Origin of the sequence: Microlunatus antarcticus (assembly GCF_014193425.1) — a bacterium.
Lineage (GTDB): Bacteria > Actinomycetota > Actinomycetes > Propionibacteriales > Propionibacteriaceae > Microlunatus > Microlunatus antarcticus.
Genome location: NZ_JACHZG010000001.1, coordinates 982,734 through 999,341 on the forward strand (window position 1 = coordinate 982,734; position 16,608 = coordinate 999,341).

General features: G+C 73.3%; 13 protein-coding genes. 10 read left to right on the forward strand and 3 right to left on the reverse strand.

Annotated elements, in window-relative coordinates; genetic code table 11:
- The first annotated feature begins 56 nt into the window (after nucleotides 1-56).
- The 6 genes from FHX39_RS04565 to mnhG are packed head-to-tail and all read left to right on the forward strand — an operon-like array spanning nucleotide 57 to nucleotide 6,555.
- Entirely contained in the window at nucleotides 57-2,996 is a 2,940-nt protein-coding gene (locus FHX39_RS04565) for a Na+/H+ antiporter subunit A (RefSeq protein WP_183336991.1), read from the forward strand.
- Nucleotides 2,993-3,577: a Na(+)/H(+) antiporter subunit C gene (locus tag FHX39_RS04570; RefSeq protein ID WP_183336992.1), complete on the forward strand. Its 585-nt coding sequence runs from the start codon at nucleotides 2,993-2,995 to the stop codon at nucleotides 3,575-3,577. Before FHX39_RS04565 ends, FHX39_RS04570 begins: the two co-directional genes overlap by 4 nt.
- On the forward strand, nucleotides 3,574-5,154 hold the full coding sequence (locus tag FHX39_RS04575; protein ID WP_183336993.1) for a Na+/H+ antiporter subunit D: 1,581 nt from the start codon (nucleotides 3,574-3,576) through the stop codon (nucleotides 5,152-5,154). Before FHX39_RS04570 ends, FHX39_RS04575 begins: the two co-directional genes overlap by 4 nt.
- Complete coding sequence (locus FHX39_RS04580) at nucleotides 5,151-5,807, forward strand: Na+/H+ antiporter subunit E (protein ID WP_183336994.1); 657 nt, start codon at nucleotides 5,151-5,153, stop codon at nucleotides 5,805-5,807. The genes FHX39_RS04575 and FHX39_RS04580 overlap by 4 nt, the downstream gene beginning before the upstream one ends.
- A complete protein-coding gene (locus FHX39_RS04585) occupies nucleotides 5,804-6,145 on the forward strand; it encodes a monovalent cation/H+ antiporter complex subunit F (RefSeq protein ID WP_183336995.1) in 342 nt (113 codons plus the stop codon). The genes FHX39_RS04580 and FHX39_RS04585 overlap by 4 nt, the downstream gene beginning before the upstream one ends.
- Nucleotides 6,142-6,555: a monovalent cation/H(+) antiporter subunit G gene (gene mnhG, locus FHX39_RS04590; RefSeq protein WP_183336996.1), complete on the forward strand. Its 414-nt coding sequence runs from the start codon at nucleotides 6,142-6,144 to the stop codon at nucleotides 6,553-6,555. Before FHX39_RS04585 ends, mnhG begins: the two co-directional genes overlap by 4 nt.
- Here mnhG and FHX39_RS04595 read toward each other — a convergent pair.
- A complete protein-coding gene (locus tag FHX39_RS04595) occupies nucleotides 6,548-7,126 on the reverse strand; it encodes a TetR/AcrR family transcriptional regulator (RefSeq protein ID WP_183336997.1) in 579 nt (192 codons plus the stop codon). The genes mnhG and FHX39_RS04595 overlap by 8 nt on opposite strands.
- Nucleotides 7,119-7,955 (reverse strand): alpha/beta fold hydrolase, encoded by an 837-nt coding sequence (locus FHX39_RS04600; RefSeq protein ID WP_183336998.1) that lies wholly within the window; start codon nucleotides 7,953-7,955, stop codon nucleotides 7,119-7,121. The genes FHX39_RS04595 and FHX39_RS04600 overlap by 8 nt, the downstream gene beginning before the upstream one ends.
- Nucleotides 7,956-8,062: 107 nt before the next feature.
- Between FHX39_RS04600 and FHX39_RS04605 the strand changes: the two genes are divergently transcribed.
- Nucleotides 8,063-10,030: a TIGR03960 family B12-binding radical SAM protein gene (locus tag FHX39_RS04605; protein WP_183336999.1), complete on the forward strand. Its 1,968-nt coding sequence runs from the start codon at nucleotides 8,063-8,065 to the stop codon at nucleotides 10,028-10,030.
- A gap of 41 nt (nucleotides 10,031-10,071) precedes the next feature.
- Nucleotides 10,072-10,722 carry a pyridoxamine 5'-phosphate oxidase family protein gene (locus tag FHX39_RS04610; RefSeq protein ID WP_183337000.1) on the forward strand — a complete coding sequence of 217 codons (651 nt, stop codon included), beginning with the start codon at nucleotides 10,072-10,074 and terminating at the stop codon, nucleotides 10,720-10,722.
- 44 nt (nucleotides 10,723-10,766) lie between these two features.
- On the opposite strand, the gene FHX39_RS04615 is transcribed toward FHX39_RS04610, so the two are convergent.
- A complete protein-coding gene (locus FHX39_RS04615) occupies nucleotides 10,767-12,278 on the reverse strand; it encodes a Dyp-type peroxidase (RefSeq protein ID WP_183337001.1) in 1,512 nt (503 codons plus the stop codon).
- A gap of 120 nt (nucleotides 12,279-12,398) precedes the next feature.
- Here FHX39_RS04615 and FHX39_RS04620 point away from each other — a divergent pair, with 120 nt between their 5' ends.
- Complete coding sequence (locus tag FHX39_RS04620; RefSeq protein ID WP_198423257.1) at nucleotides 12,399-13,115, forward strand: TIGR03936 family radical SAM-associated protein; 717 nt, start codon at nucleotides 12,399-12,401, stop codon at nucleotides 13,113-13,115.
- 515 nt (nucleotides 13,116-13,630) lie between these two features.
- Nucleotides 13,631-16,603, forward strand: coding sequence for an Rne/Rng family ribonuclease (locus FHX39_RS04625; protein ID WP_183337002.1), 2,973 nt, complete (start codon nucleotides 13,631-13,633; stop codon nucleotides 16,601-16,603).
- Nucleotides 16,604-16,608 lie beyond the last annotated feature (5 nt).

Consider the following 16,608-nt stretch of genomic DNA (forward strand, 5'->3'; position numbering starts at 1 on the left):
CCGCCGACGCCGACTAAGGTCGGGGGTCCCCGCCGCCGATCCCGACGAGGACCCTCGTGATTCCGCTGCTCGTCCTGCACCTCGGCGTCGCCCTCGTGGCGCCGTGGCTGCTGCGACGGCTGCGCTGCCGCGCCTTCTACGTGATGGCGCTCGTGCCGGCGGCCACCGCGGTGTGGACGGCGCTGCAGGGGCCCACCGTGCTGGCCGGCGGGGTGGTCACCGAGAGCTACGCGTGGATCCCGGCGCTCGGGATCGACGTGTCGTTCCGCATGGGCGTCCTGCAGTGGGTGCTGACCCTCGTCGTCAGCGGCGTCGGTGCCCTGGTGCTCTTCTACTGCCGCAGCTACTTCTCCCACGACGACCCGCCGCTCCGCACCGGCGCGGTGCTGCTCGCCTTCGCGGGGGCCATGACGGGCCTGGTCACCTCCGACGACCTGGTCGGGCTCTACGTCTTCTGGGAGCTGACCACGGTCTTCTCCTACCTGCTGGTCGGGCACAACCCGCGCTTCGCGGCCAACCGCCGGGCCGCGCTCACCGCGCTCATGGTCACGACCTTCGGCGGCCTGGCGATGCTGACCGGGATCGTGCTGCTCGGCGTCCGCTACGAGACGTTCTCGCTCTCCGGCGTGCTCGACGCGGCCGCCGCGTCCGGGGTCGGCTCGGCGTACGTCGTCACGGCCGTGCTGCTCCTGCTGGTCGGTGCCCTGACCAAGTCCGCGCTGGTCCCGTTCCACTTCTGGCTGCCGGGGGCGATGGCGGCCCCGACGCCGGTCAGCGCCTACCTGCACGCGGCGGCGATGGTCAAGGCCGGCGTCTACCTCGTGGCCGTGCTCGCGCCGGTCTTCGCCGGCACGCCGGGCTGGCGGCCGGTCCTGCTGACGCTCGGTGCCGCGACGATGATCATCGGCGGCTGGCGGTCCCTGCGGCAGTACGACATCAAGGTCCTGCTCGCGTACGGGACGGTCAGCCAGCTCGGCTTCCTGATGGTCCTCTGCGGGATCGGCACCCGCTCCGCGGCGCTGGGCGGGCTCGCGCTGCTCGTCGGGCACGCGCTCTTCAAGTCCACGCTCTTCCTGGTCGTCGGCATCGTCGACCACAGCGCCGGGACGCGCGACCTGCGCCGCCTCCACGGCGTCGGACGGCGGATGCCGGTCGTCGCCGGCGCGGCGCTGCTGGCCTGCGCCTCGATGGCCGCGGTCCCGCCGACGCTCGGCTTCGTGGCCAAGGAGGCCGGCTTCGAGAGCCTGACCTACCTGGTCGGCGGGGACGGCACCCGCGTCCTGCCGCTGCCCGCGGTGATCCTCGCCGCCGCGCTCGTGGCGGGCTCCGCGCTCACCGTCGCCTACACGCTCCGCTTCTGGTGGGGCGCGTTCATGGGCAAGTCCGGCGACTACTTCCTCGACCCCACGGGCACCGAGTCGCCGACCACGGCCGACCACCGCGTGCCGGCCGCCTTCGCCGCGGCCCCGGTGCTGCTCGGGCTCGCCTGCCTCGTCGGGGGCTTCCTCGGCCACCCGATGACCGACGCCTTCGAGGGCTACGTCTCGGCCTTCTCCGTCGGCGAGGAGAGCCACGGCATCGCGCTCTGGCACGGCTTCACCGCGCCGCTGGGCATGACGGCGATCTCGCTCGCCGGCGGCGTCCTGCTGTTCTGGCAGCGCGGCTTCATCGCCCGTGCGCAGTCGACCTTCCCCGCCCCGTACGAGGCCGAGACCGCCTACCAGCGGGTCATGCGCGGGCTGGACCGGCTCTCGGTGGAGACGACCGCGATCACCCAGCGCGGCTCGGTCCCGGTCTACCTGGGCTCGATCCTGCTGGTGCTCATCGTCTTCCCGGGCGGCGCGCTGCTGATGGTGCGGCAGTGGCCGACGGTCCGGCTCTTCGACACCCCCGCCCAGCTGCTGACCGGCATCCTCATGGTCGTCGCGGCCGTGACGGCGGCGAGCTCGCGCGGGCGGCTGCGGGCCGTGATGCTCGCGGGCGTCACCGGCTACGGCGTGGCCGTGCTGTTCCTGCTGCACGGGGCGCCCGACCTGGCGCTCACCCAGGTGCTGGTGGAGACGGTCACGCTCGTCGTGTTCTCGCTGGTCCTGCGCAAGCTGCCGAAGTACTTCACGAGCCGGCCGCTGTCGTCGAGCCGGTGGTGGCGCCTGGTCATGGCCGTCGCCGTCGGCGCGGTCGTGGTCTGCATCGGCCTGGTCACCACGGGCGCGCGCATCGCCGTGCCGGTGTCGGCGACCTACCCCGAGGTCGCGTACACGTTCGGCTACGGCCGCAACGTCGTCAACGTGACGCTCGTCGACATCCGCTCGTGGGACACGATGGGGGAGATCTCGGTCCTCGTCGTCGCCGCCACCGGCGTCGCGAGCCTGATCTTCCTGCGCAGCCGCTACTCCGCGCTGCCGCTGCGACCCGAGGCGCCCGTGCCCGGCAACCTCCCGAGCGGTCGTACGGTGTGGCTCCGCGGCGGCGAGGCGCTGTCCCCGGCGCGGCGCTCGATCGTCTTCGAGGTCGTGACGCGGGTCCTCTTCCCGGTCATGATCGTGGTCTCGGTCTACCTGCTGATGGCCGGGCACAACGCGCCCGGCGGGGGGTTCGCCGGGGGCCTCGTCGCGGGCATGGCGCTGATGATCCGCTACCTCGCCGCGGGCAGCCGCGAGCTCGACGAGGCCGCGCCGGTCGACGCCGGCAAGGTCCTCGGGGCGGGCCTCGCGCTGGCCGCCCTGGGGCTGCTCGGACCGGCCGCGTTCGGTGGTCGCATCGGGCAGAGCTACGACATCTCGGTCGACTTCGGCGCCCTCGAGGCCGTGGCGACCCCGTTCGGAGAGCTGGCGCTGATGGGCTCGCCGCACCTGGTCACGTCGGTCTTCTTCGACGTCGGCGTCTACCTCGTCGTCATCGGGGTGATGCTCGACCTGGCCCGCAGCCTCGGTGCCGGGATCGACACCCACGAGGCCGAGGACCGCGCGCCGTCGCCGGGGCGGGTGGCGGCATGAGCCCCAACCTGACGCTCGCGCTCGTCGCGGGCGCGCTCGTGGCCGCCGGCGTCTACCTCGTCCTGGAACGTTCCCTGACCCGCATCCTCGTCGGTGTCCTGCTCGCCTCGAACGGGGTCAACGTGCTGTTCCTGGTCGCCAGCGGTGCCGCCGGCGGCGCCCCGATCACCGGGGTCACCGAGCCGCAGGACATGAGCGACCCCCTGCCGCAGGCGTTCGTCCTCACCGCGATCGTCATCACCCTGGCGGTCACCGCCTTCCTGCTGACCCTGGCCTACCGCAGCTTCCAGATCACCGGGCACGACGAGGTCTCCGACGACGTCGAGGACGCGGCGATCCGCCGCCTGGCCGTCGACGACGAGACGTCCGGCAGCTACGACTCCGACGTCGAGGGGCACCCGGACGAGGAGGGCCAGGCCACCGGCGAGGAGGAGGGGGAGCGGGTCACCGCCGACCCCGAGGGCTCCGACGCCGACCCGGTGGGGTTCGAGCCCGAGCCGCCGCCGGAGGTCCCCAAGGCCGCCCCGGTGCCGGCCGGCTACCCGGTCAGCCGGGACGAGCGCGCGGGGGAGGGCACGTGAACAACCTGCTGCCCCTGCCCGTCCTGCTGCCGCTGCTCGGGGCCGGGCTCGCGCTCGCGCTGAACCGCCGTCCACGGGCCCAGCGGGTGGTCGCGACGCTCGTCCTGGTGAGCGTGACGACCATCGCCGGGCTGCTCGTGTGGCTCACCGACGCGCGCGGACCGCTCGTGCTGTGGGTCGGCAACTGGCCGCAGCCGCTGGGCATCGCGCTCGTGGCCGACCGGCTGAGTGCGCTGATGCTGCTCGTGTCGTCCGTCGTGACGCTGTCGGTGCTGCTCTTCTCCATGGGCGCGCCCGAGGCGGAACGTCGCCGCGAGACGCCGATCTCGATCTTCTACCCGACGTTCCTGGTGCTGTCGGCGGGCGTGTCGAACGCCTTCCTGGCCGGCGACCTGTTCAACCTGTTCGTCGGCTTCGAGATGCTGCTCTTCGCCTCGTACGTGCTGCTCACCCTCGGCGGGACGGGCGCCCGCGTCCGGGCCGGGAGCACGTACGTCCTGGTCAGCCTGCTGTCCTCGACGCTGTTCCTGATCGCGATCGCCGCCGTCTACGCGGCCACGGGCACGGTCAACCTCGCGCAGCTGTCGATGCGGCTGCGCGACCTCCCGCCCGACGTGGCGCTCGTGCTGCAGCTGCTGCTGCTCACCGTGTTCTCGATCAAGGCCGCGGTCTTCCCCATGTCGGCCTGGCTCCCGGACTCCTACCCGACGGCGCCCGCCCCGGTCACCGCCGTGTTCGCCGGGCTGCTGACCAAGGTCGGCGTGTACGCGATCATCCGCACCCAGACGCTGCTCTTCGGCGACAGCCACCTGACCCGGCTGCTGATGTGGGCGGCGCTGATCACGATGATCGTCGGGATCCTGGGGGCGATCGCGCAGACCGAGGTCAAGCGCATGCTCTCCTTCACCCTGGTCAGCCACATCGGCTACATGATCTTCGGCGTCGCGCTGGCCAGCACGGCCGGCTACGCGGGCGCGATCTTCTACACCGCGCACCACATCACGATCCAGACGACGCTCTTCCTGGTGGTCGGCCTGGTCGAGATCCGCGCGGGCAGCACGTCGCTGACCAGGCTCGGGGGGCTGGCGGCCCTCTCCCCGGTGCTCGGCATCCTCTTCTTCGTGCCCGCGATGAACCTGGCCGGCATCCCGCCGTTCTCGGGCTTCATCGGCAAGGTCGGGCTGCTGGACGCGGGCGTGCAGCACGGGGGGTTCCTCGCGTACCTCCTCGTCGGCGGCGGTGTCGTGACCAGCCTGCTGACGCTCTACGCCATGGCCAAGGTCTGGAACCGCGCCTTCTGGCGCCCGCTGCGCACCGAGGCCGACGAGGCGGAGCTGACCCCGGAGGAGACCGCCGGGCAGTCGGCGGGCGACCCGCGCGACGAGGACTCCGACGACCTGCCGCAGGGCCGGCGGATGCCGTGGCCGATGGTCGCGACCACCGTCGTCCTGGTGCTGGTCGGCGTGGGCCTCACCGTCGTCGCCGGCCCGCTCTACGGCTACGCGCAGCGGTCCGCGGCGGACCTGGTCGGCCAGACCTCGTACGTCCGCGCCGTCCTGCCGGGAGGGACGCGATGAGCGGGCAGCCCGAGCCGGGGGTCGAGACCGGGCGCACCGACGAGGCCGACCTGGCGCGTCGCCGACCGAGCCTCGCCGCGGTCGTCGTGCTGACCCTGACCTGGGTCCTGCTGTGGGACCGCATCTCGTTGTTCCTGGTGATCACCGGCGTGCTGCTGTCGGTGCTCGTCTTCCTCGTCTTCCCGCTGCCCCGGATCGAGCGTGACGGGCACGTCCGGGCGATCCCGCTGCTGCGGCTGGTCGGGCAGCTCCTGCTCGACGTCGTCCGCTCCAGCGTCCGCGTCGTCGGTCTGGCGTTCTCCCGGCGCACGCCGCGGAGCGCGATCATCCGCGTCCAGCTGCGCAGCCGCTCCGACCTCATCACCACCGTGACCACCGAGCTCGTGTCCCTCGTCCCGGGCAGCATCGTGCTCGAGGTGCGTCGCGCGGGCAGCACGCTCTACCTCCACGTGCTCGACACGGTGGAGCCGGCGGCGCTCGAGCAGGCCGCGCAGGACGTCCTCGACGCCGAGGCCCGGGCCCTGCGGGCCTTCGGCACCGACGCCGAGATCGCCGCGCTCGACGCCGGCGTACCGCTCCCCGGCGCCCCGACCCGCCCGCGGCCCACCCCGAAGAACGCCCCGAAGAACGCCCCGACGAGGAGGACCCGATGAGTCCCGTCCACATCGCCGTGCTCGTGATGGTCGGTCTCGGTGCGGTGCTGCTGGTCGGGGCCGCGACCCTGACGGTCGCGCGGATGGCCCGCGGCCCGAGCAGCCTCGACCGGGTCGTCGCCGCCGACGTGCTGGTCGCCGTGGTCATCGCCACGCTGGCCGCCGAGGCGATCATCAACGACCACTCGACCACGCTGCCGGTGATGCTGGTGCTGTCGCTGCTGGGCTTCGCCGGCGCGGTGAGCATCGCGCGGTTCGTCGCCGAGCGCGATCTCGCCATCCGGTGGCGCCACGCCGACCGGCCCGACCCCGACAGCTCCGGGCGGAGGCAGCAGTGAGCGCGGGAGACGTGCTCGACCTGGTCGGCGCGTTCCTGGTGCTGCTCGGCTGCTTCCTCTGCTTCGCCGCCGCCCTCGGGCTGCTGCGCTTCCCCGACGTCATCTCCCGCATGCACGCCGCCACCAAGCCCCAGACGCTCGGGCTGATCCTGCTCGCCGCCGGGGTCGAGCTCTCCCTGCGCACGTGGTCGTCGTTCGGCACGCTGGTCCTCATCGCCGCGCTGCAGCTGGCGACGGCGCCGGTGTCGGCGCACCTCGTGGGCCGCACCGTCTACCGCACCGACCAGGTCCGCCACGACCTGCTGGCCCGCGACGACCTGGCGGTCGACCTCGAGGCCGCCGGATTCCACCTCGGGCCGGCCCCGGACGACGAGACCGAGCCGCCCGAGGACGACGCGCGCCTCAGCTAGGCGCGGCCCCCGCCGACCGCAGCCCCTGGTCCAGGAGCCGGACGAGCAAGGCGAAGCTCTCGTCCACGTCGGTGGCGAAGCGGAACCCGCCCTCGGCCTCGAGCACCGCGAAGCCGTGCAGCGCGCTCCGCAGCGTCCGCAGCGCGTGCACCTGGACGTCCGGCTCCAGCCCGTAGCCGCGGAGCACGGCGGAGAAGGAGCCGAGCATCCGGTCGATGGCCGGGCCGAGCGGGTCGTCGGGCCCGCCCGGCGCCACGCTGTTGCCGGCCGCGTACCGGCCGGGGTGCTCCCTGACGTACGCGCGCATCGCCTTCGCCGCGGCGCTGAGGGCGTCGGACCCCGCCCGGCCCTGCGTGGCGTCGCGCAGCGCGTCGCCGAGCTCCGTCGCGGCCAGCACCGCGATGCGGTGGCCCAGGTCGGCCAGGTTGTCGACGTGCTTGTAGAGCGACGGTGTCCTGACGCCGAGACGTTCCGCGAGCAGGCCCATGCTCAGCCCGGCGAAGCCGACCTCGTCGGCCAGCGCCGCCCCGGCCTCGGTGACCGAGGCCGCGTCGAGGCCGGCCCTAGGCACGCGGCAGCACCCGGGCGAGGAACGGCAGCACCACGTCGAGCAACCGGTCCGGCGTCTGCGCGTGGGGGTAGTGCCCGACGCCCTCGAGGACGACGAGCTCCCCGAGCCCCGCAGGCAGGTCGGCCAGGATCCGTCCGCCCTCGGCGCGCGGGTCGACGAAGTCGGGGTCGAGGTCGCCCTCGACGACCAGGACGGGGCAGCGCACGTTCGCCAGCTGCGCACCGGCGTCGGTCGGGCTGGCCTGGCACATCGCCTGCAGCGCCTTCATGCGCCCGGGCTCGCGGAGCTTGGCGTCGATGCGGCCCAGCTCGGCGTCCCAGTCGACCGGCTTGGTCGGGTAGGCGAGGTCGAGGTAGCCCTTCCAGGCGGACCGGCTGCCCAGCAGGGTCCGGGCCAGGAGCAGGAAGCCGCGACGGTAGCGGCTCACGCGGAGCAGGCCGGTCAGGGAGTAGGAGACCTTCCGGGTGAAGGGGGCCAGCTCGACGACGCCCACGACGGCGTCGGGCGCGGTCGCCGCCGCGATGGTCGCGGCGCCGCCGCTGATCGACTGGCCGACGACGACGGCCGGCCCGTCCCCGAGGTGGCGCACGAGCGCGACGAGGTCCGCGGCGATGTCGGTGCGGGTGTAGCCGTCCCAGCCGAGGCTGGAGTCGCCGCAGCCGCGGAGGTCGACGTTCGCGACGCGGTAGCCGGCCGTGACCAGCGCCGGGGCGACGAAGCGGTAGGCGTGGCGGCTGTCGCCGATGCCGTGGGCGAGCACGACCAGGGGTCCCTCGCCGGCGACGTCGTACGCGAGGGTGCCGGTGCCGACGGTCAGGGTCTCGGTCATGAGGTGCTCCAGCTCTGCTTGGCTTGTGGTGTTAGGCAGAAGGCTAATGTAATTAGCCAGCGTGGTCAAGAGGCGCTCCGGCTCCCCGCCGTTAGGCTGGGCGGACCATGACGGTCCTCGATCACGCGCCCAGCCCGGACTCGCTCTTCGAGCGGATCGAGCCGCTGCTCGCCCGCGTCAGCAAGCCCGTCCAGTACGTCGGCGGCGAGCTCAACAGCGTGGTCAAGGAGTGGGGCTCGACCGAGGTGCGCTGGTGCCTGTCGTACCCCGACGCGTACGAGATCGGGCTGCCGAACCAGGGGATCGCGATCCTCTACGAGGTGCTCAACGAGCGCGACTGGATCCTGGCCGAGCGCACGTACGCGGTGTGGGGCGACATGGAGGCCCTGATGCGCGAGCGCGGGGTCCCGCAGTTCACCCTCGACGGGCACCGCCCGGTCGGGGCGTTCGACGTCTTCGGCCTGAGCTTCGCCACCGAGCTCGGCTACACGAACATGCTCACCGAGCTCGACCTCGCCGGCATCCCGCTGCACGCGGTCGACCGCCGCGAGCACGACCCGATCGTGCTGGCGGGCGGTCACGCCGCCTTCAACCCGGAGCCGATCGCCGACTTCATCGACGCCGCGGTGCTGGGCGACGGCGAGGAGATCGCGCTCGCCATCTCCGAGGTGATCCGGGAGTGGAAGGCCGAGGGCCGCCCCGACGGCCGCGACGGGCTGCTGATGCGGCTGGCCGCGAGCGGCGGCGTCTACGTGCCGAAGTTCTACGACACCGACTACCTGCCCGACGGCCGGATCCGCCGCATCGCGCCCAACCGCAGCGGCGTCCCGTACACGGTGCGCAAGCACACGCTGATGGACCTCGACGCGTGGCCGTATCCCCGCAAGCCGCTCGTGCCCATGGCCGAGACGGTGCACGAGCGCTACTCGGTGGAGATCTTCCGCGGGTGCACCCGCGGCTGCCGCTTCTGCCAGGCGGGCATGATCACCCGCCCGGTGCGCGAGCGCAGCATCGAGACGATCGGGCACATGGTCGCCAGCGGGCTCGAGGCGACCGGGCTCGAGGAGGTCGGCCTGCTGAGCCTGTCCAGCGCGGACCACTCCGAGATCGCCGAGGTGACCAAGCAGCTGGCGGACCGCTACGACGGCACGAACGTCTCGCTCTCGCTCCCGAGCACCCGCGTCGACGCGTTCAACATCGACCTGGCCAACGAGCTGTCGCGCAACGGGCGACGTTCCGGGCTGACCTTCGCGCCCGAGGGCGGGTCCCAGCGGCTGCGCCAGGTGATCAACAAGATGGTCACCGACGAGGACCTGATCCGCACGGTCGCCGCCGCGTACGCCAACGGCTGGCGCCAGGTGAAGCTCTACTTCATGTGCGGGCTGCCGACCGAGACCGACGAGGACGTCCTCGCCATCGGCACCCTGGTCAAGCGCGTGATCGACACCGGCCGCAAGGTCAGCGGCCGTCGCGACATCCGCTGCACGGTGAGCATCGGCGGCTTCGTGCCCAAGCCGCACACCCCGTTCCAGTGGGCCGCGCAGTGCGAGGCGGACGTGATCGACGACCGCCTCCGGCAGCTGCGGGCCATGGTGCAGAGCGACCGGCAGTACGGCAAGGCCATCGGGTTCCGCTACCACGACGGCAAGCCCGGCGTGGTCGAGGGCCTGCTCAGCCGCGGCGACCGCCGGGTCGGGCGGGTCATCGAGGCGGTCTGGCGCGACGGCGGCCGCTTCGACGGCTGGAGCGAGCACTTCTCGTACGAGCGCTGGATGCGCTGCGCCGCCGAGGCCCTCGACGGGACGGGCGTCGACGTCGCCTGGTTCACCACGCGCGAGCGCGAGTACGCCGAGGTGCTCCCCTGGGACCACCTCGACTCCGGGCTGGACAAGGACTGGCTGTGGGAGGACTGGCAGGACGCCCTCGACGAGCGCGAGGTCGAGGACTGCCGCTGGACCCCGTGCTTCGACTGCGGCGTCTGCCCGCAGATGGACACCTCGATCCAGATCGGCCCGACCGGCCGGACGCTGCTCCCGATCGCCCAGGTCAAGCAGGGCGTCACCGCCTCGCCGTAATCGCGTCGAGGCGACCGGCCGGGTCGCCCTAGGCTGCGGGCATGGTCGTCGCCGCCCTCACCGAGACTCCCGCCACCGAGACCCCCGTCACCACGCTCGACGAGCTCGTCGCCGTCGTGGGGGAGCCGATCCCGAGGGTGCGCGACAAGGTGCGCGACCGCCTCCACGACCTCGACCGGCAGTGGCTGGCGGCCTCGCCCTTCTGCGTGCTCGCGAGCTCGGACGCCGAGGGCCGCCTGGACACCTCGCCCAAGGGCGACCCGGCCGGGCAGCTCGTGCACGTCCTCGACGAGACGACCCTGGCCATCGCCGAACGCCCCGGCAACCGGCGGGTCGACGGCTACAAGAACGTCCTCGCCAACCCGCATGTCGGGCTGATCTTCCTGATCCCCGGCCGCGACGACACCCTCCGGGTCAACGGGCGGGCCCGGCTCGTCTCCGACGCGCCGTGGTTCGACGACATGAGGGTCAAGGGCTCCCGGCCGATCCTCGGCCTCGTCGTCGAGGTGGAGGAGGTCTTCACCCACTGCGCGAAGGCGTTCCTGCGTGCACAGCTGTGGCACCCCGAGACCTGGGAGCCCGAGAGCACGCCCAGCCGGGCCGTCGTCGCCCACACCTTCGAGCGCGCCGACCAGAGCCTGGCCGAGGTCGAGCAGCACTACGGCCCGACCTACGGCGAACAGCTGTACTGAGCCGCGAACCGGCGCCCGCCCCCCAGGGGCGCCGGTCCGGGCGGTCAGAGGCTCTGGATCGCGTCCAGGGCCGGGGCGAAGAAGTAGTCGCCGCCCTCCATCGTGACGAAGTGGGCCACGTCGAGCTGCGGCTTGTTCGTCGGGTCTTCGCTGAAGGGCGCCGCCCCCAGGAAGGGGAGCGTCCCCGGGTGGGGCTGCCCGATGATCGGGTCGGCGCCGCTGCCGACCTGGGGGAAGTCCTGCGCGTCGACCCAGGCCTGCTGCACGAACTCGAACTGCTCGGCGATCGAGCTGACGTAGCAGAGGAAGAGCAGCCCCCGCTGCTGCGTGGTGTGCCCGCTCAGCGCCTCGGCGTGGGACAGCTCGGGCCCGTACGCGATCCCGCGCCGCATCATCCGGTGCGTCTGGGTGAAGGCCTCGGCGTGCGCGACCTCCAGCTCGCTCGGCGTCGTGGTGTGCCGGACGTCGTCGCGCGGGTACGCCTTGCGCACGTGCGCCGCCCACGGGCAGCGCGCCCCCTCCCGGTCGTCGCCGAACTCGAAGTCGTTCTCCCGCGGCGTCCCCTCGGCGAGCGAGAGGTCGTCCTTGACCGGCGACAGCTCCAGCGCCGCGCCGCTCTTCCAGCGCCCGACGAGCTGGGCGCCGAGCAGCTCGGCGGAGACCGCGTCCGCCCCGGTCGTCTGCTTCGCCAGCGCCTTCACCGAGGCGTCGAACTCCGGCACCTTCTGGGCCAGCCGGCGGAACACGAGGAACGAGCCCTGGTCCATGAACGGCACCGGTGGGACGGAGAGGGGACCCGGCCTCGCGAAGTCCGGGTCGGTCTCGCCCAGCTGGGGGTCCTGGCCCGGGTAGCCCAGGACGAACTCCCCGGGCCACAGCAGGTCCTGGCCGAGCGCTCCCTGCTCGGGCCGGTCGTCGGCGTCGACCGAGGGCGTGAGGATCGAGCCGTCCGGCGTGGTGCCCCGGACGCCGGGCTGGGAGACGCCATCGGCGTAGCCGAAGTGCTCGTGCCCGTGCACCGGGTCGGGGCGGACGACGCCGGCCTCCTCCCGCACGACGGTCCAGCCGTTCGCGCCGGCGGGCGCCAGGTGCAGCGCGATGGTGTCGTCGATCTCGGCCCGGCTCGCCCCGGCGAGGACGAAGACGCCGTCCGCGTGACGCTCCGGGCCGACCGAGCGCCAGTGCGTCGGGTCCGGGTCGTCCAGCACGGCCTGCCGCGCCGCCATGCCCGCCTCGAACTCGGCAAGCCCGGGTGCCCCCGACAGCCCAGCGACGCCGAGCTTGGTCAGCCCGGTGAAGGTGAAGGCCACGTTCAGCCCGGGCGCGGGGATCAGCGCCGTCACGCCCCGGGTGCGCCGGTCGGCGACCTCGGCGCGCTGGTCGAGCACCGTCTCCATGCTCGTGATCGGCAGCCCCTTCAGGAAGGGCAGGAAGTCCGCGGCGGAGTCGATCCGGAAGAACAGCAGCAGCTCGTTCTTCTTCAGCAGCCCCGGGAGGATGTCCCCCTGGATCCTGGTCGTCGCGAGCACCGGCTCGGCGTGCACGTCACGCGTCATGGTCGTCCCCTCGGTCGTGCGGCCGCCCTGACGCGAACCGTCGCCAAGCAGGAGCCGCCGCCCCGGCCGGTGATACGTGCACGAGGTGACGTCGTCGGACGCGGCGGTAGGTTCTCGCCCATGGCCCGAGACCAGCCGGAGCAGCAGGCGCCGCCCGTGCAGCGGCTGCGGATCCGCTACGCCAAGCGGGGCCGCGCGCGGTTCACCAGCAGCCGGGACTTCAGCCGGGCCTTCGAGCGGGCGCTGCGCCGGGCCGGCGTGCCGATGGCGTACTCCTCGGGCTTCTCGCCGCACCCGCGGATCTCGTACGCGAACGCCTGCGCCACCGGGGCGGCGAGCGAGGCGGAGTACTGCGAGATCGGGCTGACCGCCCCGTGCGACCCGGACCGTGTCCGGGAGGCGCTGGACACGGCGATGCCGGCGGGCCTGGACGTCGTCGAGGTGTGGGTGGCCCCGACGGGCGCGCTGGCCGACCGGCTGACCGGCTCGCACTGGTCCGTACGGCTGCCCGGCGCGGACCTCGTCCGGGTCGAGGCCGCGCTGGCGACGTTCCTGGGGAGCGAGGCCGTGGAGGTCCAGCGGATGACGAAGAACGGCCTGCGGTCCTTCGACGCCCGCGGCTGCGTCGTCTCGGCCACCATGACGCCGGACGGTCTCGACCTCGTGATCGCCCACGTCACCCCGCTCGTCCGGCCCGACGACGTCCTCTCCGCCCTCGTGGCGGTGGACGACGCGCTCGTGCTGCCGGACCCGCCCGTCCTGACCCGGCTGAGCCAGGGGGTGCTGGACCACAACAGCGGCAGGATCACGGACCCGCGCGAAGAAGCTGCGTCCTGAGGGGACGACCCCCACACCCCCGCGCGGGTTCCACTCGCTGGCGCTCGCGGAACCCTGTCTTGTGGGGGGCGACCCCCACACCCCCGCGTGGGTTCCACTCGCTGGCGCTCGCGGAACCCTGTCTTGTGGGGGGCGACCCCCACACCCCCGCGTGGGTTCCACTCGCTGGCGCTCGCGGAACCCTGTCTTGTGGGGGGCGACCCCCACACCCCCGCGTGGGTTCCGCTCGCTGGCGCTCCCGGAACCCCTGTCCTGAAGGCCTGTTAGTCCGGGTGTGGGATACTCGGTCCAGACCGAAGGCTCAGCAGCCATCGGTCGTGGCGACACCAGGTCGCGGGGTGACAGCCCGCGGCTCCGCGTGACCACGGAGCTCCACCGCGACGGGCGGCCCCTCGGGCCCGTGCCTGACCGCGGGTCCCCGTGCGCGGCGCCAGTCCCGCAGGCTTCCGTCCTCCCGGCCACGCCGGAGGGCGACCGACATCGGCGCGAACCTCCGCGCCGCGAATGGAGTTCGAGTGCTCGACCACGAGCCCGACGCAGAGCAGACCCCCACCACCCCCGCGGCCACGACGCCGCCGCGCCGCCGCCGCGCCGCGAGCCGCCCGGCCGGGCCGCCCGCCGCGGCCCCGGTCGTCACGGAGCCTGCGGCTCCGGTGGCCCAGACCTCGGTGACCGAGACCGCGGACGACGCACCGCCGCCCGGCGGCCTCGAGCCCGCCACCAGCACCGCCGCCGACCCGGTCGGCAACCCGGTCGCCGACCGTCTCGACGCCCTCGTGTCCGAGGCGGCAGCACCCGCGGCGCCCGCCCCCGTCGGCGCCGAGACCGCCGAGCCCGAGGCACGACCCGCCCGGCGTACGCGCAAGGCGGCCACCCGCAAGGCCGCGGCCCCGGTCGTGCCGGCGCCCGACGACGCGAGCGCCACCCCCGAGGCCACGCCCGAGGCGCCGGTCGAGCGCCCCACCCGACGTCGTGCGCGCAAGACCGCCGCACCCGCGCCGGAGCCGGTCGTCGAGGTCGACGTGCTGAGCCCCGACGCGCAGGTCGAGCTCGCGACCGCCGAGCAGGAAGCCTCCACCGACTTCGGGTCCGACGCCCGGCCGGACGATGCCCCCGCCGACGTCGCGGCCGCCGAGGCCGACGTCGCGGAGATCTCCGCGGCGCTCGAGGACGACGCCCCCGGTCTCGTGGTCGCCGCCGTCGACGTGGTCGAGGACGAGCCCGCGGTCGAGGCGCCCCTCGAGGACGACGCCGAGAGCACCGACGGCGACGAGACGACCGACGAGACGACCAGCGAGACGACCGACGAGCCCACGGACGAGACCGACGAGGACTCCGACGACGACGAGGACGAGTCCTCCGACGCCTCCGCCGAGAGCGGGGACGGCAGCCGTCGCCGCCGTCGCCGCCGTGGCGGGCGCCGCCGTCGCCGTACCGGTGACGGCGAGAGCGACGACAGCGCCGAGGACACCGAGGCGTCCGAGGGCGACGAGCCGACCGACGCGGCGGGGGAGACCCCGGCCGCCGACGGCGACGAGTCCGGCGAGGAGCAGGGCGAGGAGGGTGACGGCACGCGTCGTCGCCGTCGTCGTCGTCGTCGTCGCGGCGAGGAGGCCGAGCCCGCGGCCGACGACCCCACCGAGGTCGTCGTCCGGGTGCGCGAGCCCCGCAAGTCGTCCAGGGCGGCCAAGCCCGCCGACGACCAGGTCACCGGGATCACCGGGTCGACCCGCATGGAGGCCAAGCGTCAGCGCCGGCGCGAGGGTCGCGACGCCGGCCGTCGCCGCGCGCCGATCCTCAGCGAGGCCGAGTTCCTGGCCCGCCGCGAGGCCGTCACGCGCCGGATGATCATCCGGCAGCGCGACGACCTGACCCAGATCGCCGTCCTCGAGGACGACATCCTGGTCGAGCACTACGTGGACCGCGAGTCCGCGACGTCGCTGATCGGCAACGTCTACCTCGCACGCGTCCAGAACGTCCTGCCGAGCATGGAGGCCGCGTTCGTCGACATCGGTCGCGGGCGCAACGCCGTCATCTACGCCGGCGAGGTCGACTGGGACTCGTTCGGTGCGCAGGGCCAGAACCGCAAGGTCGAGAAGGTCCTCAAGTCGGGCCAGACCATCCTGGTCCAGGTCACGAAGGACCCGGTCGGGGCCAAGGGCGCCCGGCTGACGAACCACGTCTCGATCCCGGGCCGCTACATCGTCTACGCCCCGAGCGGGCACCTGTCGGGCATCTCCCGCAAGCTCCCGGAGAACGAGCGCAAGCGGCTCAAGGACATCCTCTCCGGCCTGGTCGGCGAGGCGAGCGTCATCGTCCGCACCGCGGCCGAGGGCGCGAGCGAGGAGGAGCTGGTCCGCGACGTCAACCGGCTCAAGGCCCAGTGGTCCGACATCGAGGCCAAGGTCGCCGGTGGGCACGCGCCCCAGCTGCTCTACGGCGAGCCGGACCTCACCGTCCGCATCGTCCGCGACCTCTTCACCGAGGACTTCAGCGAGCTGATCGTGTCCGGCAACGCCGGGCCGGACGACGCGTACGACGCCATCGACGGCTACGTCCAGCACGTCGCCCCGCACCTGGCGGACCGCCTCAAGCGCTACGAGCCGGAGGACGGCGACGACGGCGACGCCTTCTCGCGCTTCCGCATCGACGAGCAGATCTCCAAGGCGCTGGAGCGCAAGGTCTTCCTGCCCTCGGGTGGCTCGCTGGTCATCGACCGCACCGAGGCGATGACGGTCATCGACGTCAACACCGGCAAGTTCACCGGCAGCGGCGGCAACCTCGAGGCCACCGTCACCAGCAACAACCTGGAGGCGGCCGAGGAGATCGTGCGGCAGCTCCGGCTGCGCGACGTCGGCGGCATCATCGTCATCGACTTCATCGACATGGTCCTGCCCGCCAACCGCGAGCTGCTGCTCCGCCGGCTGGTGGAGTGCCTCGGCCGGGACCGCACGCGCCACCAGGTGGCCGAGGTGACGAGCCTCGGGCTGGTGCAGATGACGCGCAAGAAGATCGGCACCGGGCTGCTGGAGGCCTTCAGCTCCGAGTGCCCGGTCTGCCACGGCCGCGGCTACGAGATCCACGAGGAGCCGGTCGACAGCCAGCGTCAGGCCGACGGCGGGGCGCGCGAGCAGCGCGGCAGCGGCCGCTCGGGCAACGGCGGCTCGGGCAACGGCGCCAACTCCGGCAACGGTGGTGGCTCGGGCAACGGTGGCGGGAACCGCTCCTCCGACAACGGGGGCAACGGCAACGGCCGCTCCTCGGGGAACGGCCACGACCACTCCTCCGGCCAGGACTCACCCGGCTCGGGCCGCTCCGGTCGCAGCCGTGGCGGCCGCGGACGTGGTCGCTCGGACGACGCCCCGGAGCCCACCGCGGACGCCCCGGAGACCTCCGGCGGCACCGACCCGGCCATCAAGGCCGCCGTGCAGCACGCGATCGCCGAGGTGGCCGCCTCCGCGCGGTCGACGGACGAGGCGGACAGCTGACCCTC

Excerpts from the sequence above, each read along its gene's own strand:
- FHX39_RS04570 (WP_183336992.1), top strand. The coding sequence starts at position 2,993 with ATGAGCCCCAACCTGACGCTCGCGCTCGTCGCGGGCGCGCTCGTGGCC.
- FHX39_RS04580 (WP_183336994.1), top strand. The coding sequence starts at position 5,151 with ATGAGCGGGCAGCCCGAGCCGGGGGTCGAGACCGGGCGCACCGACGAG.
- FHX39_RS04585 (WP_183336995.1), top strand. The coding sequence starts at position 5,804 with ATGAGTCCCGTCCACATCGCCGTGCTCGTGATGGTCGGTCTCGGTGCG.
- FHX39_RS04600 (WP_183336998.1), bottom strand. The coding sequence starts at position 7,955 with ATGACCGAGACCCTGACCGTCGGCACCGGCACCCTCGCGTACGACGTC.
- FHX39_RS04605 (WP_183336999.1), top strand. The coding sequence starts at position 8,063 with ATGACGGTCCTCGATCACGCGCCCAGCCCGGACTCGCTCTTCGAGCGG.
- FHX39_RS04610 (WP_183337000.1), top strand. The coding sequence starts at position 10,072 with ATGGTCGTCGCCGCCCTCACCGAGACTCCCGCCACCGAGACCCCCGTC.
- FHX39_RS04615 (WP_183337001.1), bottom strand. The coding sequence starts at position 12,278 with ATGACGCGTGACGTGCACGCCGAGCCGGTGCTCGCGACGACCAGGATC.
- FHX39_RS04620 (WP_198423257.1), top strand. The coding sequence starts at position 12,399 with ATGGCCCGAGACCAGCCGGAGCAGCAGGCGCCGCCCGTGCAGCGGCTG.